We start from the raw sequence: 23,230 nt of genomic DNA, 5'->3' as shown, positions 1-23,230 counted from the left end.
GTTTTCAGCAAAACAAAGACTAAAAACCAGAGCACAGGCTCTGGTTTTTTTATTGGGTAAGCTGAGTGTCTCTCTTAGTGAATGTGGTATGCGATCACAAAATCGATAAATAGGCGTACTTTTTCTGGTAGATGATCTTTGTGGTTGTAGAGCATGTAAATGTCTCTTGGGTTAGCACTCCAATCATCTAATACGCGCACTAAACTGCCGTCTTCAATGTATTCACGGATCATAACATCTGGCATTAGCGTAATGCCTAAGCCTTCTGAACATGCCTGTCTTACAACATTCAACGCATTGGCATTGAAACGGCCTTTCTCAGTATTCACAACGCTCTCGTCATTGGAATTACTGAGTTGCCATTTAATCAATGGGTAACCTTTCAGAAGCGAGTGATTAGCCAACTCTTCCGCGTGAGAAGGGGCTGGATTCTTCGCTAAGTAGTCAGGACTTGCGACGAGTATGTCCTTAACTTCGCTGATCTTACGAGCAATCAGGCTAGAGTCGCGCTGTGGGCCAACACGGAAAATGACGTCCCATTCGGTTGGGTCCAGCTGATCAGCTTGGTTGTTCATCATCAGCTCAATATTGATATCTGGGTATTGGCTCATGAAGTCGCTGAACATCGGCATCATCATACGTTTGGTGAGGTTTGATGGTGCAGAAATACGGATTTTGCCTGATGCGCCTTTGCAAACATCAGTCAATTCCTCGGCAGTTGATGCTAAACGTTGTAGTAGCGGAGAGCATTCATTGAAAAATCGCTCGCCAGCCTCTGTCAATGAAAGTTTACGCGCATGTCTATTGAGAAGCCTCAGGTTAAGAGAGTCCTCCAAAGCTTGAATACGTCGTGTGATCGTCGCAACCGGAATCATAGTTTTGCGTGATGTTGCGGTGTAGCTCCCATTTTCGACGACTAATCGAAACAGGTTTAAATCATCTAATTTCATAAATCCAGACACATTTGTTTACAAACTCAACTAATTTATACGTAACACTGAGAACAAAGTTTGCGTCACGTCAACTTGTTGCACTATTTACAAGTATTCCAATCCCTGATGGCAATTACCAGTAAAGTTGGTAAATTTGTGTATTCACCATTTTATTACTAAGTTTGATAAAGAGTTCTTAGAACAGATAACAATAATAAATCGACTTTGTTTTGTGAGGTTAATGAGTATGTATAAAACTCACAGTCAGCCCGTTACGACCTCGGCACAGGAAGCGCTCAACCAAAAATGCATTATGTTGGTTGATGATGACCCCATTTTTCGCCGCATAACGTCAGCGTATCTAGATGCTGTAGGGTACCGTGTGGTTGAAGCCGAAAACGGCTTAGACGCACTTCAAAAATTACGAGACGCAGCGCCCGATCTTATCGTGTGTGATCTCTCTATGCCGATACTCGATGGTATTGAGCTTGTAGAGGAGTTGAGTCTCGAATATCCATCACTGCCTATGATTGTGGTTTCTGCGACCGATGAAATGTCTGACGTTGCAAAAGCATTGCGCTTCGGGATTAAGGATTTCCTACCCAAGCCATTGGAAGACCCAAATCATTTGGGAAGTGCTATAGAAAATACCCTGAAAGACTCTTTTGACAACATGAATAGTCAAAGAGACTTCTCTAGCCAATGGTTCAGTGTCGATGATGGTGGTGAGATTCCAGAAGACCAAGAACTGCATTGGCATCTGAATTATCTTCAGAATAACCCAAGCGCTGCGCGTGATTTGTTGCACGCGTTGTTACCCGATAAAGACACCAGCCAAGGCACTTGGCGAGCCAGTTACCGTCTGTTGCAGTCAACCGAAGTGATGCCATTGGTGTTTGATTATGCTTGGTTGATGAATGGACAGTTTGCTTTCTATCTTGTGGATTCGTCATCATCATCTGAGGGTGGGGCAGCGACCACTCTGTTAGTGCGTGCCTTGTTCCACGATTATGTTAGAAATCTGCAAAGTTATAGTGCCGATTTGAAAGATATGGCGGAGCTATTAGAGAAAGGTATCCAATGTTCGCAATGCGCGACGCCAGTTAATGCTCTGTTTGGTGTGGCCAATTTGGCTGAGGGTACAATTTCGATTTTGCCTGCGGGACTCGATGGGCAGTGGTCCAATGGTCTTATTAATCAACACATTGCCGCAGGGCAAAGGTTGGGCGACAACTGTAAGAAGAATTTCATCACCGACAGGTTGCCTATAGAGACAGGCTGCCAGCTCTCATTGAGCTTGTTGGGTTCGGCCAGTTTTAGTCTCGACTTGCATCAAGGCGGTGGGGATTAACCCTACAGTTGCTTGGTATTTGTAGATGTTTTATTAAGGTATAGTTGCAAAATTGTGTGGCTATACCTTTTTTGTTGAGTTTCATTTAGCAAAAATTATCTGGGTCTAGCGTTAATTTTGTAAGAAAGAAATAATCATGGCAGATAATCAAGATTTTAAAGACCCGTTTAATGTATTCTACTTTTTAGGATTTTTATTAGCGTTTGCAGCGATTCCGCTACTACCAGCAACCTTAACGCTTTACCGCGTTTTCAATGGTTACGCGACTTTTTAAAGACTTCTGGAGGTCACAATTAGCATCAAAGTTCTTAGCCTGAACCTCGCTGGTGGCCTCTGCATCATCCTCGCTTTTCTAGGCATTGTTTTACCTCTACTACCAACTACTCCCTTTTTGCTATTGGCAAGCGCCTGTTTTATGCGTAGTAGCCCTCGTTTACACCGCTGGATGCATCAGCACCCAACACTTGGCCCTCTGCTCACCAACTGGTATGAACATGGTGCGGTAACAAAACGCGTTAAAAGCCGTGGCGTGCTGTTTATTCTTCTCAGTTTTTCATTATCTATCTACTTTGCACCTATCGTATGGGTAAAAGTGTTCTTAATTGTCGTACTTGCTATTCTTCTCACATGGTTTATTCGTCTTCCTACCCATGAGTTAGTTGCTGACAGCAAAGAAAATCACTAACATTAAGCCAGTGTGCCTGCTGACTTATAGCGGGCGTTTATTTTTTCAGCATCAGACTTATGACTCTGATTGCAATGAAAACCAACCAAGCCTTTCTCAAGCAAAATTAGTAACGACGATGGCGTTGATTGATGTTGGGAAAGCGGCCTAATGAAGTGCATCACTATTATGAACACAGAAAAAATCGCTCTGATCAAATCAAGCATCAAAAGCATTCCTGACTACCCAAAAGCGGGTATTCTATTTCGTGACGTAACCAGCCTAATGGAAGACCCTGCTGCGTACAAAGCGACGATCGAACTGCTAGTGGATACCTACAAAGATATGGGCTTCACTAAAGTCGTTGGTACGGAAGCTCGCGGTTTCCTATTTGGTGCACCACTAGCGCTTGAATTGGGTGTTGGTTTTGTTCCTGTTCGCAAGCCAGGCAAGTTACCACGTCAAACAGTGGCACAGTCTTATGAGCTTGAGTACGGCACAGATACTCTTGAGATCCACACTGATGCGATCTCAGAAGGCGATAAAGTGCTGATGGTCGATGACCTTCTAGCAACAGGTGGTACGATTGAAGCAACTACTAAACTGATTCGTCAGCTTGGTGGCGTTGTAGACCACGCAGCCTTTGTTATTAATCTTCCAGAAATTGGCGGTGACAAGCGCTTAGAAGGTCTAGGCCTTGAAGTGTTTAGCATCTGCGAATTTGACGGTCATTAATCCTTTCGGAATTATTCATGAGCTATCTAGCGTTAGCGCGAAAATGGCGGCCAACGAAGTTTAAAGAAGTCGTTGGTCAAGCCCATGTTTTAACAGCTTTAGAAAATGCACTTAGCCAAAACAGGTTGCACCATGCATACCTGTTTAGCGGGACTCGAGGTGTCGGTAAAACGACCATCGGCCGCTTGTTTGCTAAGGGTCTAAACTGTGAAACAGGCATTACCTCTACACCTTGTGGTGAGTGTGCAACCTGTAAAGAGATCGACGAAGGTCGTTTTGTTGATCTTTTAGAGATCGATGCCGCTTCTCGAACCAAAGTGGAAGACACGCGTGAGCTATTGGACAACGTTCAATACAAGCCTGCTCGTGGTCGCTTTAAGGTTTACCTTATCGATGAAGTTCATATGCTCTCTAGGCACAGTTTCAATGCGCTTCTAAAAACCTTAGAAGAACCGCCTGAGTACGTGAAATTTCTGTTGGCGACAACGGATCCTCAGAAGCTGCCGGTAACGATTTTGTCTCGCTGCCTGCAGTTCCACCTGAAGCCAATCAGCGTTGACAACATTCATGAGCAGCTCGATCACATCCTAGAAGAAGAGAATGTGACCACTGAGTCTCGCGCTCTGGGGATGATTGCACACGCGGCTGACGGCAGTATGCGTGATGCGTTGAGCTTAACGGATCAAGCAATCGCATTGGGTAATGGCAACGTAGCGACTGACATTGTTTCTCATATGTTAGGCACGCTAGATACTGATCAAGCGATCCATTTACTCGAAGCTATTAGCAGCAAGCAACCGCAAACGGCAATGTCGTGTATCCAAGCGCTAGCTGAAAACGGTGTAGAATGGGATGGCTTGCTCAATCAGCTAGCGACTCAGTTGCACCGATTAGCTATGTATCAAGCTCTGCCAGCATCGTTAGATAAAGCACAGCCAGACGCAGAGAAGATCGAGCTTCTCGCTCAAGCGCTTAGCCCGCAAGATGTACAGCTTTATTATCAGATCGTACTGAAAGGTCGCGAGGATCTGCCTCTTTCGCCAACCGCTCGCGTTGGTATTGAGATGGTCGTTCTGAGAATGTTGGCATTCCGCCCGGCTGCAGAGATTTCGTCAAGTGCGATCTCAACAGAGCCCGCAGAGCCGAAAGTAGCGAGCGCTCCAGTAAGCGCACCTTCACAAGGCTTGCAGCCAGCTACGCCAATGCAGTCTACCAATCAGACTCAGCCAATGGCCGCACCTCAGCAGCAAGGTCCAGCAGCGCAGCCTATGTCAAGCTCTATGCAACCACAAGGCTACGGGCAACCTAGCGCGCCACAATATTCAGAGCCTCAGGGCTACCCTGACTCTGGTTACATGAGCGGCCCACAGGATATGCCTCCAGCGTATGATGACCATGGGCAATATGGTGCACCTTCTGCGCCAATGAGCAATCAACAGGCAGCGCCTGCTCCAAGCCAACCTGTGACACAAAGTCAGCCTGCACCTGAGCGACCAGCATCGCCGGTAAGCGGTTTGCGTCATCAGTTACGCTCTCAGCGTAAAGGTGCAGCACCATCTGCAAAAGGCAGCGCTCCAAAAAAGGCTAAAGCGACACCAGCTAAAACTTCAGTTCTCGACCGAGTTGCTCAGCAACACGGTGGTTCTGAGCGGGTGTCGCCAGCTTCTCTCCCTGCAGCATCGACACAAAATGTAACTGATGATAATGAACCTTATCGTTGGAAACCGTCTAAACCTGTAGTGAAAGAAGTCTCGAAAGAGCTAACACCTACTCAGATAAGACGCGCTTTAGAGCACGTTAAAACGCCTGAGATGACGGAAAAGCTGCTGCATGAGTCGATTGCTCAAGATGAATGGTCGGCGACTATACAAAAGCTTGAAACGGCGAAACTGGTTGAGCAGTTAGCACTGAACTCAGTGTTCAGTAAAAACGGCACCTCAATTAGCCTGATGTTACGACCAACACAAGCACACTTAAATACTGATAAAGCGCAAAGCGAATTGCTGCAGTCGCTGAACGCCGTATTAGGTGAAGAGTGTCATTTAAGTGTTGAGATCGGCGAATCAGGCGAAACGCCACTAGAATTACGTGAGAGGCTTTATCAAGGCAAGTTGAAAGATGCTTTCACCAGCCTTGAGAATGACGCCAATGTCCAGTTCATTGAAAAGCGCTTTGCAGCGGAACTGGATAGAGACAGCGTTCGTCCAATTTAGTCATCACGCGTGTGAAGAAAGGCAACATGTCCTTCATCACATTAACAGTATCGTAGGGTTGAATCTGCAAGGTTCAGCCCCCATTAAGTCAGTTATTGCTTAATGTATTTTATAACCAATTAGACCAGAGAGATTATCATGTTTGGTAAAGGTGGTATGGGCAACCTAATGAAGCAAGCCCAGCAGATGCAAGATCGCATGCAAAAGCTTCAAGAAGAAATCGCAAATATGGAAGTAACCGGTGAATCTGGTGCTGGCCTAGTAAAAGTAACGATCACTGGTAGCCACAGTGTACGTCGTGTTGATATCGATGAAAGCCTAATGGAAGACGATAAAGAGATGCTTGAAGATCTTATCGCTGCGGCATTCAACGATGCGGCTCGTCGCGTTGAAGAGACTCAAAAAGAGAAAATGGCTGGCGTAACTGGTGGTATGCAACTTCCACCAGGTATGAAGATGCCTTTCTAATTCGTTTTTCTCAATGATGTACTCAGTGCATCGTGAATTAAAAACTGAAATGGTTAAATAATGCGTACCAGTCATATGCTGGAGCATTTGATGGAGGCCTTACGTTGTCTACCTGGGGTTGGCCCCAAGTCGGCGCAGCGTATGGCCTTTCATTTGTTACAGCGCGATAGAAAAGGCGGCCTGCAATTGGCTGAGGCGCTCGGCCAAGCGATGACAGAAATTGGCCACTGTAGTGAGTGTCGCACGTTTACAGAAGAAGATGTTTGTCATATCTGCACCAACCCTAAACGTCAGGAAAATGGTCAGATATGTGTGGTGGAAAGCCCAGCAGACATCGCAGCAATCGAAGCGACAGGTCAATACTCAGGTCGTTATTTCGTTCTGATGGGGCACTTGTCACCACTAGATGGCATTGGCCCTAGCGATATCGGTCTCGACGTTTTGGATTACCGCTTGCGTCGTGGTGATATTTTAGAAGTGATTCTTGCTACCAACCCTACGGTAGAAGGTGAGGCAACCGCTCATTATATCGCTGAGCTGTGCAATGCTCATGAGGTAAATGCTAGCCGAATTGCTCACGGTGTACCGGTTGGTGGTGAGCTCGAACTGGTTGATGGCACCACTCTGTCTCACTCACTATTGGGTCGACATAAAATCTAATCTCAGCCGCTGACTCTTATCTAAAGAGTCAGCGGCTTTTTTTTTGAGTTAAATCTTAAAAACCGTCTCTTCGTTAACACTCACTTTCTCATTAGAATCAAGAGTCTTGCTCACGTACCAGCTTGTAGATGGTGGCACCGATAACTGCACCTATAATTGGTGCAACCCAGAATAACCAAAGCTGAGAGGTCGCCCAGTCGCCAACAAACACAGCGACACCGGTACTACGCGCCGGATTAACTGAAGTGTTGGTCACAGGGATACTGATAAGGTGAATCAAGGTAAGACAGAGACCAATGGCAATGGGAGCAAATCCAGCGGAAGCCTTACTATCCGTTGCACCCATGATGACGAATAAAAACACCATGGTCATGACGATCTCGCAGACGAGCGCTGCGGTGAGTGAATAGCCACCAGGCGAGTGCTCACCATAACCGTTGGAAGCAAAACCCGAAGCGACTACATCAAAGCCTGCTTGACCGGAGGCAATAACCAACAGCACGCCGCCGGCAATGATCCCACCTATAACTTGAGCGATGATATAAGGCAGCACGTCTTTTGAATCAAAGCGCCCGCCACTCCAAAGGCCAATAGTGACTGCGGGGTTGAGGTGACAACCTGAAATATGGCCAATGGCGAAGGCCATGGTTAAGACGGTGAGACCAAAAGCAAGGGAGACACCAAGTAATCCAATCCCAACATCAGGAAAAGCGGCGGCTAAAACAGCACTGCCACAACCTCCTAGGACAAGCCAAAACGTACCGAACATTTCTGCGAGATATTTATTCATAACTATCCTTATTAACCAATACTGGTATCAAGAAGATAGTTGAGAATAGGGAAAAAAGAGAATGATTGACGGTTATTACGCGCTTTTATTGCTTGTTACTATGGTTGTGGACGGTAACTGATTAAGTGATGGCTTCTAACTCAGTGATATTATCGAATGCTTCTTGATCGGTTTTACCACAAATGATTGGGCAAGCCTTAAATTGGTGGCACACCTTCGGACGTTCTGGTTGACCGAACAATTTACATAGATTTTGTTCATTGAGCTGAATGCAGCGAACGCCAGCAGGCTTGCCGTTTGGCATTCCAGGGATAGCAGATGTAATACTTGGTGCAATACAGCAGGCACCACAACCTAGGCGACATTCCATCAATTTTATACTCAGTCAAAACAGGGGGCGCGATAGTAGCAAAAATTATCGCTTGTGGCAGCTTTTGTCGGTGATTAATCCGTGAACACTTTTTATCCTTGAACTTTTTGTGGGCTAGCGGTATAACACGCACCCCAGTAAAAGAGTAAGAAGTCCTATTATGACCAGTCCATTTTGGCAAGAAAAATCACTAGAACAGATGACCGAGCAAGAGTGGGAATCGCTTTGTGATGGTTGTGGTAAATGTTGCCTGCACAAACTAATGGATGAAGATAGCGACGAAGTGTACTACACCAACGTGGCATGTAGCTGGTTAAACAGTAAGACCTGTTCTTGTAAAGATTACCCAAATCGCTTTAGCTCAGGTGAAGAGTGTTTGAAGCTAACTCGTGACAAGATTGATGAGTTTCACTGGCTACCAGATACTTGCGCTTACCGTCTATTGTCAGAAGAAAAGCCACTACCAGAATGGCACCCTCTGATCACCGGTTCTAAGTCAGCAATGCACGCCGCGGGTGAAAGTGTTCGCAATAAAGTGGTGTATGAGATTGACGTTGTGGACTGGGAAGACCACATAATCAACCACCCAAATCGCGCTTAGTGTTAAATCTTGCGAAAATAGATTAAAAAAAGGCTCACATTTCTGTGAGCCTTTTGCTTAGTTAGGAGGGTCCAAGCAAGTGGACATCGTCATGGCTAATGTCAATTAAGTGGTAGTTCTGCAACCACTTGATTGAACGCACTACGAGCTTTCTGTGCTTGTTCAGACAACTCAAGTTTCTTCGCTTGCGCTGCTGTCAGGTTGCTTTCGGCAAGCTCTAGAGCTTGTTGCAACTCCTCTGGCAATTCATGCATCTCCATTTGAGAGCCTTGTTCAAGAACATACGCTCGAATCTCTTTCTTCACATCGGCAAGTGCTTTGTAAGCCGAACGCTCAAGCTCCGCAGCATCTTGAGCGGCATCTTTCACTTTTTCAAACTGAGCTAGAGCCATACCTTCTGCAGACCATGGATCCATGTCTGGTAGCTCTTCAATGTTGATCGTAGGCTCGATGTAATCGTCTTGATGACGCAGGTCGAGGCTTGTCGCACGTACCGCTGAAATCATCAACATCACGGTGATCGCCAATAGTGGCAAACCACCGACGATGGCTGCCGTTTGCAGAGTACTTAATCCACCCAAAAACATCAGAATAGTCGGTAGGAATGACAGTGTGAACGCCCAGAACATACGGTTCCAACGCATTGGTTCTTCCGTCACGTTATTCTGTACTACTGATGCTAGGATGTATGAGATTGAGTCAAACGTCGTTGCCGTGAAAATAATACATAGCAACGTGAATACTGCGATAACAAGCGTGCTCATTGGCAGTTGATCAAGCATTGAGAAGATCGCTTTGGTTGCGCCGTGCTCATTGAGTATTGCGACGACATCTAGTTCGCCAGATAACTGCAACGACAGGCCATAGTTACCCAAAATCATAAAGAACAGGAAACAGCCTAACGAGCCAAAGAAGATTGAGCCTGTGACCATCTGTTTGATTGTGCGACCACGAGAGATACGCGCAACGAACAAGCCCATGCTTGGCGCAAATACTAACCACCATGCCCAGTAGAAAATGGTCCAGTCTTGTGGGAAGTGGGTGTTTTCAAAGGTGCCGTAGCCACCAAATGGTTCAGCCCAAGTTGCCATCACAAAAAAGTTGGAGAGTAAGCGACCAATTGAGTCTAGACCGGTTTCCAACATGAAGATGGTTGGGCCAGCGACAAGAACAAATGCCAGCAGACCCATCGCACCCCAGAAGTTGATATTACTTAGGATTTTGATGCCTTTTTCTAGGCCCGCGTATGAAGAGTACGCAAAAATCGCGGTACAGATCAGCAACACACCCGCTTGGGTTAGCGTGGTCTTCGGTAGGCCGAATAGGTGGTTTAAGCCTTCAGTGATCAGAGGTGCCGCTAGGCCAAGCGTAGTGGCCGCGCCGCCTAATAGACCGAAAATGAACAGCACATCAACAATTTTCCCCGGAACGCCTTTACTGCGGTGCTCACCCAATACCGGCATAAGTGCACTGGAAACTTTTAATACTGGCTGTTTACGTACATAGAAGAAGTAGGCAATGGGTAAAGCAGGGATGAGGTAGATTGACCATGCAATTGGTCCCCAGTGGAACAGGCCATAGGTTGCTGCCCAACGCACAGCTTCTTCACTACCAGGTTCGAGTTGGAATGGAGGCGATTGATAGTAATAGGCCCATTCGATACAGCCCCAGTACAGTATGCTGGCGCCGATCCCACCACAGAATAACATCGCAGCCCAAGAGGCAGTGGCAAACTCTGGCTCTTCATCAGCTTCACCTAGTTTGATCTGACCCATGTCACTAAATACGACATAAACCATGAATGCACAGGCGGCCAATCCAAGGGACAGGTATAAGAAACCGAGCTTGTCGGTCATGAAGGTTTTCGCGATCGCAATCCATTCTGCCCCTTGTACAGGGAACATGATCAGCGGAAACACTATCGTGAGTAGCAGTGCAATGGCACCGAAAAAGGTAGGCTTATCAATAAGCGCAAAGGAGTTTTTCACGAGCTTTAATTCCATAATAATGAGGGCAGAATTATGGTGTGAAGTCGTTTTTTAGAACAAATCAGGAATGTTGTCGTAACGACAAATTAGAGCTGAGAGTCTAATTGAGGTAGGCAAGACGAAGATATTGATTAGACAAGGGCAAGCAGAATGCCGCCAATGGTTACCGCTGCGGACAGATATTGCCCCGCAGAGTACGAGCCATCTTCCTCTTCTTCAATCTTGTCTGGGTGGTCCATGCCGAGTGCGCCATGAGCAAAAGATTCTACCTTGTCGCCAACGGTCTCGTTTTCAGCTTCGACCTTTTTAGCTTCTTTATCGATTTGCTGAAGGGCAACCAGCAGAGCTTTTCCTTCGTTAGATAATTTCACCGTATTTTGCTCAACCTTAAGTGGTGTAGGCTCTGAAGGCGTAGAGGCGCCTTTTGTTGGCTGAGCTTTCGCTGCACTATAAGTTTGAGTCGCATTGTGGGTAACAGGCGTCATAACACTCTCCGTAGTTGCACCTTAAATAGAGTATCGGCCGAGCAGTGAAAAACTTGTGTAATTAATCACCGAGGTGATGTTTTCTTGCTCTATTTAGGTTTGCCTAATTAATAAGCAATAGTTGTGCCGATACTCTGTTAAGTTGAACTACGTGGTTGTGTTAAGTAGGCGTTATTTACACTCTAGGCCTTTGCTGCGATGAGAAAGCTTTTTGTAGGCTTTCATACGATTCTCTTGTTTTACGTAGCGTGTTGGAGGAGACAACACTTGCAGTTGATAGTCTTCGCTAGAATCACTCAATGATTCGACCGGTGTAATGACAACGACATTGAGATCGGCGTTACGACGCAAAATAGAAGCAGCTGTGCCTAAGCCTTGTTCTGTATGAAATTTGCCCGCGACGTGAACGACTTGCGTATCTGGATTCTCATCTAAGTATTTCACAATCGAATCTGCCATGGTCTCATCCCACGTCACTTGAGCGGCGAACTGTTTCTCGGTTTGCTCGGGTGTGCCGTGGTGCATCGAAGCCATAAATTTCTCTTTATATGGGCTGTCATTAGTATTTATCTCATCGGCTACCCATTGACGCTCTTCTGGTGTCAACTTTTCTAAGTAGTCAATTCCGTTGCGGCCAATGCACTGAACAACAGGCTTTGGCGCATTAGCGGCGATAATGTCTATACCTTGTGACTTTGCAAGCTCGACTAGAGGGCGATAGTCGCTTTGATAGTTTGGCCATGCAGCTGCGTCTGACATTAAGACTTGCTCGCCAATCTCACCCGCTAGGTAATCGTCGATGATGTCTTGGTGCTGTCGAGTAAATTGCTCCATTGATAGGGCAATGTCTTTGCTGTCTGACAAGCGTGCTTTAAGAAAATCAGTCTGGAACCGGTGTACGGCTGAATGAGTGTGCCATTCGCCAATTAGAACGACATCGGCATCGATCAATGCACTAGGGAGCTGGTTAAGCGCGATTGGCTGGCCGTTTTTCGAAGCAAGCTGGTAATCGTAATAGGTGGTGACTGGGGATAAGGTTGTGTTGTCGCCTTGCGCCTGTTGAGAAGGCTGATTCGCACAAGCGGTGAGAAGGGCGGTTAAGCCAATAAGAATAATACGTTGCATTGAATAACTCCTTGAAGAGTAAGCATACTAAATGAGGCTCACAGAGAATTCAATGCAAACGATAATTAATATCAACTAGCCCTGTTTACGGTAAACTCTTAGCATGAAATCGGCCTCGCACTGATAGCGGTCGCTTTGCATCAACTCTTGCTTAAATGATCCCGTTGCTTTCCAAGCGAAAGGAGTCATTTGAAGCAGGTCAAAGGCATCAGAACCTGAAAGCTCCATCATGTAGTTTAGGTGTTGTTGGCTCTCTAGGCTAAATCCTTCGATGGTTTCTGGTGTCTCATCATGCAATCGCACACCATCGTAGATCGCATCACGCAGTTGATATAGATGGCGGCCTGCAGGTGTTACTGTGATCACCACACCTTGCTCTTTCAGTGTTCTTTGTAACTCTTCAGCCTTGCATGGCGCATAGATGCGTAGAACGGCGTCTAAGCTGTTATTAGCAAAAGGTAGCCTATGGCTCGAGGCGACTGAAAAGTTAACGGCAGGGTAGCGCTTAGCCGCATAACGGATAGCAACCTTAGAGATGTCTAAGCCGTAGATACTGGGTTCACGTTGCGCGAGCTTTTGAGCGATTTCATTGGTGTAATAGCCTTCACCACAGCCAATATCCAATAGGTTTGGATTTTCGGCTGGTAGTACATTCTCACACAGAGCGACGACAGCTTGGCGCATTGGATCGTAGTGATCACCCTCTAAGAATCGACGACGAGCTTGCATCATCTCTTTGTTGTCACCTGGATCTTTTGAACGCTTGTGGTGGGCTGGCATCAAGTTGACGTAACCCTCTTTGGCAAGATCAAATTGGTGGCTATTCTCACACTTAAAAGTTCGTTCAACTTGAGTGAGAGATTGGTGACATAAAGGGCACTGGTAGTTCATGACGCTCTCTGTGCAGCTAGTGAAGTGGGCAGCGAGTTTATCAAAAATGTCGCACTAGGCGAAATAAAAAGAGCCGTGTATTACGGCTCTTACTTGGGTTAATGGAAGAAGTCGACCTGTTGTTTTAGGTCTTTAGCTTGTTGTTGGAGTGTAGTGGCACTCTGCGAGGTTTTTGCGCTGGTATGGCGGCTTTCTCTGTTTAGCTCACTGATGGAGTGCGCATTGGCTGCGATCTCTTGGGTAACGTGTGCTTGCTCTTCAGAAGTGGCAGCAATAGCGTCGGCTTGCGAGGCGATTGAATGGATCTGATCAGCAATGGATTCTAGGGCTGTACCCGCTTCTTGCGCTTTGTCTAATACGGAATTCGCACTAGCTTGGCTCTCATTCATCATACGTACGGCATTATCGGTCGAGCTTTTAAGAACGGTAATAATGTCCACAACATCTTTAACAGACGTTTGTGTGCGATGCGCTAAGGTTCTTACTTCATCCGCAACCACAGCGAATCCACGACCTTGCTCACCCGCACGCGCCGCTTCAATCGCAGCATTGAGTGCTAATAAGTTGGTTTGCTCGGCGATCTCATCAATCATCTTGGTGACGGTTTGAATGCTCTCGCTGTCAGTGTTTACTTTTTCAATTGCAGCGGCCGATTGGTCGAGTTGATCGTTGAGCTGAGCCACATCAATGCAGACGTTTTCGACAATTTCTAATCCTGATTGTCCATCAGTATTAGCAGAACGTACATTTTCAGCGATGTTTTCCACCTGTTGGGCAACAGACTGTGCTGATGATGCCATCTCTTCAATCGCGGTCACGACTTGTTCAACTTGCTCTTGCTGACGCTCAGATTGGGTCAGGTTAAGTGACGCATCGCCGGCCACGCTAGTCGAGTTGCTCTCAACCTTATCGCTTGCTCCGCGGATTTCGCCGACTAGATTGTTGAGCTGGTGGGCCATGTTCGACAGCCCGTTACTCAAGTTGACGATCTCGTTATTGGTGCTTACGTCAGTTCGTGGAATATCGATGCTTACTTCGCCTTTCGCCAGACGATTCATGTACTGATTCAAGGTCGTTAATGGGTTAAGTGTGCGGCTCAAGAACACGGTTAGAATCAAAAAAGTGATGGAGCCAACGATAAGTGACACGATAGCGATCAGCTTAAGTAGGTCTTGGCTGCCTTTAGTCACCTCACTGATGAAAGTACCGCCAAGCAGTTTCCAATTCCAACCAGCGACTTCTGTGTACACCAGGTACTTTTCACCGATGTGGCCTTGGTACTCGTATGGGTATTTGATAAGGCCACTTGCTTGTTCAAACACTTGATAGAAAGGTTTGTTGCCCTCGTAGTCCTGCACATTAATAATCGAAGGATCATTTTCCGTGTGAGTTGGATGTAATAGGTAATGACCTAGGTGATCTGGATTGTTATCCACGACGATGGTGTAGCCACTGTCACCCCAATTGACGGTTTTTAAAGCGGCAAACAAATCTTGGGTTGCACGCTCAACGGGAAGACCAATGAAAGAGATGCCACTGACTTTGCCTTGAGCATTCTTCAGGGGCGCGTAGTAGGTAATGTAGCGCTGGCCGTAGAGCTTTATTTGCGCGTAGTAGGGCTGACCACTGATAAGTTTTTGGTATCCGGGGTGGCTTTGATCCAGTGTCGTGCCTATCACACGTTCGCCTTGAGGGTTCTTGAGTGAGGTAGCCACGCGAATAAATTGATTACCAAGGGGAGCAAACAAAGTTGCTACAGCACCGGTGTCACGAGTAAAGCTATCGACGAGATTCGTATCACCAATCAGACTCTCACTGTATTGGGTGATATTAGGAACTTGATGACCTTGAAAGTCTACGGTGTAGTTTTCTACATAAACACCCGCGAGATAACCATTTCGAAAGGTCGACTCAAGCACTTCAGCGGTGTGTAAGTAGGCATTAAATTGGCCTTCAATGGTTTTGGCCATCGATTCAATCTTAGATTGATGTTCTTTGAGTGTGCTCTCTAAGAGAACCGTTGAAGCATTCTGATAGACCAGTGCAGCTATACTGGAAAATGCGATAACGAGACACAGTGTCGTAACCAGCTTAAGTTGCAGCCCAACACTTTGGTTCTTGTATTTATTCCACATGACGTGCCTTTAATGTTTATTTTATAAATATATGATTCGCATGCTAGCTATTTATTAAAGTGATTAATTTGATATCTATTAATTTAATTATCAAAAAAGGTATGGAACTAGCAGGTTGCTGATGATTTGACCGGAAGTGTCGGGAATAAATTACAAAAAAGGCCGGAGATTCCGGCCTTTGAAAAATTACAGAACTGCTTTGGCAATTCAATAAAAGGTAACTCGTTAGTTCAACGATTTATCCGAAGAACTATTTTGCTGCGATAGTGGTCACTAGCTGGTGGTTTTCGCCTGGTTGAAGCTCTTTACCTTGCTCGATGCTAGGCGCGTGAAGCGTCGATTCAACACATAGCATGGTCAGGTAACCATCATCTTGCATGTCACCCATACCTGCTGCACCTTCAGCCCATGGATTCCACAGAACGGCACTGTTGTGACCTTGGTTTTCAACGGTAAGTGTACGAACAAGCTTTGTATCAGCTACTGAAATCACCGCTTCAGGTTGTGTGTAAACACGGTCAATGGTATCAGTAAGTACAAGCTCATCTCCGCCCTGACATACTTTGCCACCCTGTAGGCTATCAATGTACTCAGCACCCATGCCGGTTGTTGTCGTTTGATGAATATCACCAACATTCAGGTATGTGTGTAGAGCACCTGAACACTTCCATGGCTGAGAGTCAGTGTTTGTCACATCTAGCGTCACTTTCAGTTCATCACCGATCTCGACATTAAGGCGTGCCTCAAAGCGGTGTGGCCATACTGCAAGCGTATCATCGTTAGTGCTTAATCCTAGGCTCACGATAACACCCGCTTCATTTTCACGGTGCTCAACTAATTGCCATTCGCTGTTGCGTGCAAAGCCGTGTGCTGGCGCAGCAATACGGCCAAACCAAGGCCAACATACTGGAATACCGCCACGCAGAGCGGTTTTTCCGTCAAACTTTGCTTGTTGACTCATCCAAATCAGATCTTGCTGACCTTGCGGCTGGTAAGACACAACGTGCGCACCAAATAGAGAGATCGCAGCGTTCGCTTTATCGTGAATCACGCGAACCAGTTTTACACCTTCGTGCTCAACAATCGTTACGTTGTCTGAAAGCACAGCTACGGCAGGGAGAGTTGATAAATCCATTACATAATCCTTCTTAAGGGAAATTGAATTCAAATTCGAGATGAGCAAACTCAATCATAGAAAGAGCAGGGGGAGTTCTCGTATTTGAATTGAATCTCGTATCTGACCAATGTGCCGCCTGTTAAACATCATTTTTTACAAAAGCGGTGATGTTTCATAAACAGCAGGTACAAAAAAGGCGACTCTAGAGCCGCCTTTTCTTTTCAGTCTTTTCTCAAAGACAGTCTAGCTAAACGCTATCTAAGTAGTAATTACTTAGAGATGTGAGCGATTAGGTCTAGAACTTTGTTTGAGTAACCGATTTCGTTGTCGTACCAAGATACAACTTTAACGAATTTGTCAGTTAGAGCAACACCAGCTTTAGCATCGAATACTGAAGTGTTAACTTCGCCGATGAAGTCTTGAGAAACAACTTGGTCTTCAGTGTAACCTAGAACGCCAGCCATTTCGCCTTCAGAAGCTTCTTTCATTGCAGCACAGATTGCTTCGTAAGATGCAGCTTCTTTTAGGTTAACAGTTAGGTCAACTACAGAAACGTTAGCAGTTGGTACACGGAAAGCCATACCAGTTAGAAGGCCGTTTAGTTCTGGAAGAACAACGCCTACAGCTTTAGCAGCACCAGTTGAAGATGGGATGATGTTTTGAGAAGCACCACGGCCACCGCGCCAGTCTTTAGCAGAAGGACCATCTACAGTTTTTTGAGTTGCTGTAGTAGCGTGAACTGTAGTCATTAGGCCAGACTCGATGCCCCACTTGTCGTTAAGAACTTTAGCGATTGGAGCAAGACAGTTAGTAGTACAAGAAGCGTTAGAAACGATGTCTTGACCAGCGTAAGTGTCTTGGTTAACGCCCATAACGAACATTGGAGTTGCGTCTTTAGAAGGACCAGTTAGAACAACTTTCTTCGCACCAGCAGTGATGTGCTGACGAGCAGTTTCGTCAGTTAGGAAGATACCAGTTGCTTCAGCTACAACGTCAACACCGATTTCGTCCCACTTAAGGTCAGTTGGGTTACGCTCAGCAGTTACGCGAACTGTTTTACCGTTAACGATTAGGTTACCGTCTTTAACTTCAACAGTACCGTTGAAACGACCGTGAGTTGAATCGTACTTAAGCATGTATGCCATGTACTCTACGTCGATAAGGTCGTTAATACCTACTACTTCGATGTCAGCGCGCTCAACAGATGCACGAAATACGAAACGACCGATACGGCCAAAACCGTTAATACCTACTTTGATAGTCATTGTAGTTGCTCCACAACTTAATTTCTGATTAAAGATAACTGGTAGTAAAATTACAGAATCCAGTTTAAATCTGCAATAGATAATCCGACTTAACTTGTTTAATGTCAAAAAAAAGCGACGCTTTTCTTAACAATTGAGTGTAAGTGGTTGAAATTTGACCATTGCTGGTGGTTCTGTACCCCTCCAGTTGGGTAAAATACCTCTAAATGACGATTCACTTATGAGTGTATATGTACAATGTATCTCGGTGAGAAAGTATGTGCTACAAATCCCGCTAGATGCAAGTATTTATGGAAAAAAGTAAATATAATAAAAGAGAATGTGGAGAAATATTAACGTGAATCAAAGGGGAGAAAATATGACGAAGCCCGATGAATACTGGCGTGAGCGCCTGACTGATGAAGAGTATCAGGTGTGTCGTCTACGTGGAACAGAGCCTCCTTTTACCGGTAAGCTGTTACACAATCATAAGACAGGGGTTTACAGCTGTACCTGTTGTGAAGCCCCACTGTTTGTGTCTGAGAACAAATATGACTCTGGCTGTGGTTGGCCAAGTTTCGATGCCCCTATAAATGATAAGGCAATCCGTTATTTAGAAGATCTAAGTCACGGTATGAAACGTATCGAGATCCGCTGTGCGGCTTGTGATAGCCACCTAGGTCACGTTTTTCCTGATGGTCCGAAAACCACAGGTGAACGTTTTTGTGTGAATTCTGTGTCGTTAATTTTCAACAAAAATGACAAAACTACAGAATAAATGACTTCTATTGTCAAAACCTTTCATATGACGCGATGTCATTAGGAAAGTAAGTTGGCAAAATGCGAGCTGCTTCTCTTAGAGGCATAAAAAAACAGCTACCACAAAGGGTAGCTGTTTTTGTTTTCATAGCTTGATTGTGATGCTATTGGCTAGAGATGAGTGACGGTTGGTAACGCCCGTCTTCAATCGCTTCTACGATGTAGTCAGCATCATCCTGCAGTTTGTCGTATACCTCACTTGGGAAGTGGTACATGACTTTGAGCTCAGGCTCCGATGCAATCGGTACATTAAATTGTTTTGCAACCATCGCCCACAGATACGCTTTTTCCATGTTACCTAAGCTGTGATTAATGCTCGCTAAGGATTTAAAGATCTCGGTATTGACTGTCGAGCCATTGGAAAGCGTCAGCGCATTATTGAGGAGCGTGACAGTTTTCTCGTGATCACGGGTGGTGTAGAAGGTAGCGAGTGCATATTGCATCTCGGCTGTGTTCAGTACATCACTGCCTTCTAGTTGTAAGAAGCTACGACGCGCGTCAGTATTGCCCGTTTGTGACCATAAGAAGTAGAGAGTTTCGGGTTCATTGGACCCCAAAAGCTCTTTTACGATTCGTTCTTCTTCTTCGATACTGTGCATCAGTGCTGAGAAACGGCGTTGCTTGAGCAGGGTTTGATCGATGGTTTCTATTTGAGAAGCGAGTTCAAGACACTTCTTGTATTCGGCCACTAAACCATATTCAATAATCTTGTTGTGTTCAGTCGGTTGCTTTAATACGTCAAAACGGTGCCAGATGAGATCGGTACGCGCGACGCGGCATTGGCCATCATTCATATTCAGGTCAACACAACGCAGTTCTGAGTGAGCTTCACATAGTTGTTCTGTATTTTTGTTCCCCTCAAAACACCCAGTCAGTGCTAAAGGAGCGGCGGCGAGTAGCCATTTAAAAATTCTCATATACCTTCACTTGTGATCGAATACACTTATTTCCAGTGCTCCGCTTGACTCCATTCTACGACAGGTTATTTTCTGGTGAAAATTGTTAATACTAAGGCTTTACCATGGATGCAGAACAACTTCTTAACGCTATGACCCCAGAGGTCTATGAGCGCCTAACGTATGCAGTAGAAACGGGAAAGTGGCCCGAGGGTACGACATTAACGCAAGAGCAACGCGACTCTTGTATGCAAGCTGTCATGCTTTATCAGTCAAAGCACAATGTTGAAGCTCAGCATATGACAGTTGCAGCGGGTGGCGATATTAGCTTTAAGTCAAAAGCAGAACTTAAGAAACAATTTACTTCAGATCAAGAAGATATTGTTAGAGTAAATCCTAATCACTAAGTCATACTTGTGACAATATCACATAGTTTAAGATTTAAAGTGAAAAGGGGTGGCATTGAGCCGCCCCTTTTTATTGTCTTCACTTTGATTTTCAGCGTGTTGTCTATAGAAAAACGTCTTCGTTATAGACTCATTTCACCACGTAAAACCTGCTGCATTTTTTCTTTTACTTGCTCGTAGCTCAAATCTTGGCTTAACAAGAAATGGAGTTTCGCCAGTGCTGCTTCCGGCGTCATGTCATAACCACTCACTACACCAGCATCAGCAAGTGCACAGCCCGTCGCGTAACCGCCCATGTTCACTTTACCAGCAAGACACTGAGTCAGGTTCACCACAATTACACCACGTTCAGATGCATCTTTTAGGTGCTGAAGTAGCTCAGGGTTTTGTGGCGCGTTACCCACACCAAATGTCAGCAAGATCATTGCATTTACTGGCTGAAGCAGGGTGTTTCGAATCACTTCGTGAGAAATACCAGGGTACATGGTGATCACACCAATAGGCTGAGGTGTGATGTTATGTACCTTGAACTCGCCTTCTGGTTTCTGATCAACCACAACATTGTTGCTTAGCTGGATGTTGATACCTGCTTCAAGCAGCGGGTTCAGATTTGGCGAAGTGAACGCATTGAAACCGTCAGCGTGCGATTTTGTACTGCGGTTACCACGCATCAATTTGTTATTGAAGAACAATGTTACTTCATTGATCGGGTAGTTTGCCGCAATGTGCAGTGCGTTTAGTAGGTTTGCTTGACCATCTGAGCGTAGTTCCGCAAGTGGAATTTGAGAGCCGGTCACAATAACAGGCTTGCCAAGGTTCTCTAACATGAAAGAGAGTGCCGAAGCAGTGTATGCCATGGTGTCCGTACCGTGCAAAATAACAAAGCCGTCGTACTTATCATAGTTCGCGCGGATGTCATCAGCGATGGTTTGCCAATCGAGTGGCGTCATGTCTGAAGAGTCCATCAGCGGAGAGTATTCGTGAATCGTATACTCAGGCATTTCCGGACGGTGGAACTCAGGCATGCTTGCTAGCTGCTTGTCCATAAAACCCGCCACTGGCACGTAGCCGTGGTCATGCGATTTCTGCATGCCGATGGTGCCACCAGTGTACGCAATGTAGATATGTTTTCTTTCCATAGCGATTGTTACTTTATGTTTATAGGGAACAGGGCCGCGATTATAGCGGATAATGCGCTAATAAAAAGAGGCACCCCACACAGAGGTACCTCTTAATAGAAGAGTTGAAAAAGGCGACTATTGTACTTGGCAATTCAAGCAAAATGCATAGCGACCTTGAGGATCGTTAAAGTTACTTAAAAGTTGGCTATCTTGCGCCAATTGTTGAGTAACTGGCTGTAAACCGCTTGGAATAAGGCTCTTTACATCTAGCCCCAAAGAGATCTGAACTTGGTTCATGAATTCTTGAATAAATTGTTCTGTTGCTGAAAGTGGCTCCTCAACCCAGTACACATTGTATTCTTCCAATTCAGCTAGCGTTGCAGCTGCAGCAATAGCGTCGTCAAAATCACCGATTTCATCGATCAAACCGTACTGAAGTGCATCTTGCCCCGTCCAAACTCGACCTTGAGCCACCTTATCAACACTCTCTACATCCATACCACGGCTTGAGCCAACCAAACCGATAAAGCGCTTGTAGCCGTGCTCGATACCCATTTGGAACGCGTCTTTAGCACCGTCAGTGAGGCCTGTTGTCACACCCAAACCAGAAAACGGTGATGTACCAACACCATCTGTATAAACACCGATGTCATTCAAACCTTTCTCGAACGTGGTAATCACACTAAAGATACCAATCGAACCTGTTAGTGTTGTTGGTTGTGCCATGATCTTGTCAGCGCTCATTGAGATCCAGTAACCACCAGAAGCAGCAAGGCTAGACATCGATACCACAACCGGCTTGCCGGCTTCTTTCAGGGCAACAATTTCATTGCGAATCACTTCAGACGCAAATGCACTGCCACCTGGGCTATCTACACGCAGTACAACCGCTTTTACTTGGTCATCGTTGCGAGCTTGGCGAAGTAGTGCTGCAGTTGTGTCGCCACCGACTGTACCGCGAGGTTGCTTGCCATCCATGATCGCACCACTTGCGATAACAACAGCGATATCATCGGTTGCCGTTGGAAGATTCGGTAACATGGTTGCGCGGTAGTCGTAGTAGCTCAGCGCGTTATAGCTGTCTTTGCCATCGCTACCGAAGGTATCTGCAAGTTCTAAACGAACCTCTTGGCGTGTCGATAGTTGATCAACTAAGCCGAGTTTCTTAGCAAGTTGAGCGATGTCACCGTCAACAGATTCAAGTTCAGACAAAAAGGTATCCATGCTCGGGTTTAGAGTTGCAGACTCGATCTGACGATTATTTGAGACGTCATCTACGTACGCACCCCAAAGTTGTCCCAACCATCGAGACGCCGACTGTTTAGCTTCTTGTGACATGTCGTTACGTGTAAATGGCTCGATTGCGGATTTGTAAGTACCGACACGGAATACATGAGTGTTCACGTCGAGCTTTTCTAACAGAGTTTTGTAGTAAAGCGAGTAAGCGCTGTAGCCTTTCAGCAGGACGCCGCCATCGGGAGACATGAAAATCTTATTGGCGTAGCTTGCTAGGTAGTATTGGCTTTGATTGTAGAAGTCACCAATGGCATAGATAGGTTTGCCTGTCGCTTTAAACTCGTTCAAAGCTTTTGCGATGTAGCGAAGCTTAGTGAGATTGGTTTCTGGCAGCTCACCCAGTGCTAACACGATGCCGGTGATGTTCTCGTCATCTTTTGCGTAACGAATGGTATCAACGATATCAAAAAGCACGTTTTCTTTTGGTAAGTCCTTGCCCAGTAAAGAGCCGGTCACTGAATCCATTGGGTTAATGTAGCGGCTCTGCTCAACAATCGGACCTGATAGGTTAAGCACTAATGCCGATTGCTGTGGAACCGTAGGCTGTGTGTTGTCCGTTTGGAAATACACAAAGTAGATAAGGGCAATACTCAATAAAAAGATAAGATTGACCAACGCAACACGTACGAAGGTGATCAGTTTCCATATCCCTTTAAAGATCATACCGATGAATTTGGCTATTTTTTTCATTATTTCTCCACAGCGAGAACACCACACTTAAACAAGCAGTAGTACTATTTATCTCAATAATATTAACTGGTTAGTATCCTACGTTAATTCAAAGTTCCAAACTAGATGAACTATTTGTTAATCGATAGATATTCTCATTAAGTGTAGACAGATTAAGGGCTTTTGGACGATTAATACCGTCAGCATTATGATCGGTGTTACAAAAATGTAAACAGTTGTTTGAAATTTTGGT

23 protein-coding genes are annotated in these 23,230 nt (G+C 45.6%); 10 read left to right on the top strand and 13 right to left on the bottom strand.

Features of this window, described 5'->3' with window-relative positions; all coding sequences use genetic code 11:
* Positions 1-74: 74 nt before the first annotated feature.
* Complete coding sequence (locus tag OCV50_RS09850) at positions 75-950, bottom strand: LysR family transcriptional regulator (protein WP_239841367.1); 876 nt, start codon at positions 948-950, stop codon at positions 75-77.
* Positions 951-1,179: 229 nt separating this feature from the next.
* On the opposite strand from OCV50_RS09850, the gene OCV50_RS09845 reads away from it, so the two are divergent.
* The 7 genes from OCV50_RS09845 to recR all read left to right on the top strand — a co-directional run bounded on the left by OCV50_RS09845 (position 1,180) and on the right by recR (position 7,023).
* Positions 1,180-2,283 carry a response regulator gene (locus OCV50_RS09845; RefSeq protein WP_261902925.1) on the top strand — a complete coding sequence of 368 codons (1,104 nt, stop codon included), beginning with the start codon at positions 1,180-1,182 and terminating at the stop codon, positions 2,281-2,283.
* Positions 2,284-2,419: 136 nt separating this feature from the next.
* Complete coding sequence (locus OCV50_RS09840) at positions 2,420-2,557, top strand: hypothetical protein (RefSeq protein ID WP_239841369.1); 138 nt, start codon at positions 2,420-2,422, stop codon at positions 2,555-2,557.
* 6 nt (positions 2,558-2,563) lie between these two features.
* Entirely contained in the window at positions 2,564-2,968 is a 405-nt protein-coding gene (locus OCV50_RS09835) for a YbaN family protein (RefSeq protein WP_050487439.1), read from the top strand.
* A 168-nt stretch (positions 2,969-3,136) separates the two neighbouring features.
* On the top strand, positions 3,137-3,682 hold the full coding sequence (apt, locus tag OCV50_RS09830; RefSeq protein ID WP_032552216.1) for an adenine phosphoribosyltransferase: 546 nt from the start codon (positions 3,137-3,139) through the stop codon (positions 3,680-3,682).
* Between the two features lie 17 nt (positions 3,683-3,699).
* On the top strand, positions 3,700-5,895 hold the full coding sequence (gene dnaX, locus OCV50_RS09825; RefSeq protein ID WP_261902924.1) for a DNA polymerase III subunit gamma/tau: 2,196 nt from the start codon (positions 3,700-3,702) through the stop codon (positions 5,893-5,895).
* A 138-nt stretch (positions 5,896-6,033) separates the two neighbouring features.
* Entirely contained in the window at positions 6,034-6,363 is a 330-nt protein-coding gene (locus tag OCV50_RS09820) for a YbaB/EbfC family nucleoid-associated protein (RefSeq protein ID WP_004748326.1), read from the top strand.
* A gap of 60 nt (positions 6,364-6,423) precedes the next feature.
* Positions 6,424-7,023 (top strand): recombination mediator RecR, encoded by a 600-nt coding sequence (gene recR / locus OCV50_RS09815; RefSeq protein ID WP_261902923.1) that lies wholly within the window; start codon positions 6,424-6,426, stop codon positions 7,021-7,023.
* Between the two features lie 97 nt (positions 7,024-7,120).
* On the opposite strand, the gene aqpZ is transcribed toward recR, so the two are convergent.
* Positions 7,121-7,813 carry an aquaporin Z gene (gene aqpZ, locus OCV50_RS09810; RefSeq protein ID WP_261902922.1) on the bottom strand — a complete coding sequence of 231 codons (693 nt, stop codon included), beginning with the start codon at positions 7,811-7,813 and terminating at the stop codon, positions 7,121-7,123.
* Positions 7,814-7,934: 121 nt separating this feature from the next.
* The gene (locus tag OCV50_RS09805; RefSeq protein ID WP_261902921.1) at positions 7,935-8,183 is read right to left on the bottom strand and encodes a YkgJ family cysteine cluster protein; all 249 of its coding nucleotides are present in this window, start codon (positions 8,181-8,183) and stop codon (positions 7,935-7,937) included.
* Positions 8,184-8,343: 160 nt separating this feature from the next.
* Here OCV50_RS09805 and OCV50_RS09800 point away from each other — a divergent pair, with 160 nt between their 5' ends.
* Positions 8,344-8,784, top strand: a complete 441-nt coding sequence (locus tag OCV50_RS09800) for a YcgN family cysteine cluster protein (RefSeq protein ID WP_150869028.1) — start codon at positions 8,344-8,346, stop codon at positions 8,782-8,784.
* A 101-nt stretch (positions 8,785-8,885) separates the two neighbouring features.
* Here OCV50_RS09800 and OCV50_RS09795 read toward each other — a convergent pair whose 3' ends face one another.
* The 7 genes from OCV50_RS09795 to gap all read right to left on the bottom strand — a co-directional run bounded on the left by OCV50_RS09795 (position 8,886) and on the right by gap (position 17,790).
* Complete coding sequence (locus tag OCV50_RS09795) at positions 8,886-10,772, bottom strand: BCCT family transporter (protein WP_261902920.1); 1,887 nt, start codon at positions 10,770-10,772, stop codon at positions 8,886-8,888.
* Between the two features lie 131 nt (positions 10,773-10,903).
* Positions 10,904-11,257: a hypothetical protein gene (locus OCV50_RS09790; RefSeq protein WP_261902919.1), complete on the bottom strand. Its 354-nt coding sequence runs from the start codon at positions 11,255-11,257 to the stop codon at positions 10,904-10,906.
* Between the two features lie 171 nt (positions 11,258-11,428).
* Positions 11,429-12,382 carry a ChaN family lipoprotein gene (locus OCV50_RS09785; RefSeq protein ID WP_261902918.1) on the bottom strand — a complete coding sequence of 318 codons (954 nt, stop codon included), beginning with the start codon at positions 12,380-12,382 and terminating at the stop codon, positions 11,429-11,431.
* Between the two features lie 75 nt (positions 12,383-12,457).
* Positions 12,458-13,273, bottom strand: a complete 816-nt coding sequence (gene rlmA / locus OCV50_RS09780; RefSeq protein ID WP_261902917.1) for a 23S rRNA (guanine(745)-N(1))-methyltransferase — start codon at positions 13,271-13,273, stop codon at positions 12,458-12,460.
* Between the two features lie 98 nt (positions 13,274-13,371).
* Positions 13,372-15,408 carry a methyl-accepting chemotaxis protein gene (locus tag OCV50_RS09775; protein WP_261902916.1) on the bottom strand — a complete coding sequence of 679 codons (2,037 nt, stop codon included), beginning with the start codon at positions 15,406-15,408 and terminating at the stop codon, positions 13,372-13,374.
* Between the two features lie 250 nt (positions 15,409-15,658).
* On the bottom strand, positions 15,659-16,543 hold the full coding sequence (locus OCV50_RS09770) for a D-hexose-6-phosphate mutarotase (RefSeq protein ID WP_261902915.1): 885 nt from the start codon (positions 16,541-16,543) through the stop codon (positions 15,659-15,661).
* Positions 16,544-16,794: 251 nt separating this feature from the next.
* Positions 16,795-17,790: a type I glyceraldehyde-3-phosphate dehydrogenase gene (gap, locus tag OCV50_RS09765; RefSeq protein ID WP_004740660.1), complete on the bottom strand. Its 996-nt coding sequence runs from the start codon at positions 17,788-17,790 to the stop codon at positions 16,795-16,797.
* 358 nt (positions 17,791-18,148) lie between these two features.
* On the opposite strand from gap, the gene msrB reads away from it, so the two are divergent.
* Positions 18,149-18,547 carry a peptide-methionine (R)-S-oxide reductase MsrB gene (msrB, locus tag OCV50_RS09760; RefSeq protein ID WP_032551960.1) on the top strand — a complete coding sequence of 133 codons (399 nt, stop codon included), beginning with the start codon at positions 18,149-18,151 and terminating at the stop codon, positions 18,545-18,547.
* Positions 18,548-18,692: 145 nt separating this feature from the next.
* Here the strand turns inward: msrB and OCV50_RS09755 are convergent, their stop codons facing one another.
* Positions 18,693-19,505, bottom strand: coding sequence for a DUF2989 domain-containing protein (locus OCV50_RS09755; RefSeq protein ID WP_239841420.1), 813 nt, complete (start codon positions 19,503-19,505; stop codon positions 18,693-18,695).
* A gap of 104 nt (positions 19,506-19,609) precedes the next feature.
* Between OCV50_RS09755 and OCV50_RS09750 the strand changes: the two genes are divergently transcribed.
* On the top strand, positions 19,610-19,891 hold the full coding sequence (locus tag OCV50_RS09750; protein WP_239841421.1) for a YeaC family protein: 282 nt from the start codon (positions 19,610-19,612) through the stop codon (positions 19,889-19,891).
* Between the two features lie 122 nt (positions 19,892-20,013).
* Here OCV50_RS09750 and ansA read toward each other — a convergent pair whose 3' ends face one another.
* A complete protein-coding gene (gene ansA, locus OCV50_RS09745; RefSeq protein ID WP_032551963.1) occupies positions 20,014-21,030 on the bottom strand; it encodes an asparaginase in 1,017 nt (338 codons plus the stop codon).
* Positions 21,031-21,147: 117 nt separating this feature from the next.
* Positions 21,148-22,998: a signal peptide peptidase SppA gene (sppA, locus tag OCV50_RS09740; RefSeq protein ID WP_261902914.1), complete on the bottom strand. Its 1,851-nt coding sequence runs from the start codon at positions 22,996-22,998 to the stop codon at positions 21,148-21,150.
* Positions 22,999-23,230: the final 232 nt, after the last annotated feature.

The organism is Vibrio fortis (assembly GCF_024347475.1).
GTDB lineage: Bacteria > Pseudomonadota > Gammaproteobacteria > Enterobacterales > Vibrionaceae > Vibrio > Vibrio fortis.
The sequence above is the reverse complement of the archived record's forward strand: the minus strand, read 5'-3'. Positions and strand labels throughout refer to the sequence as shown.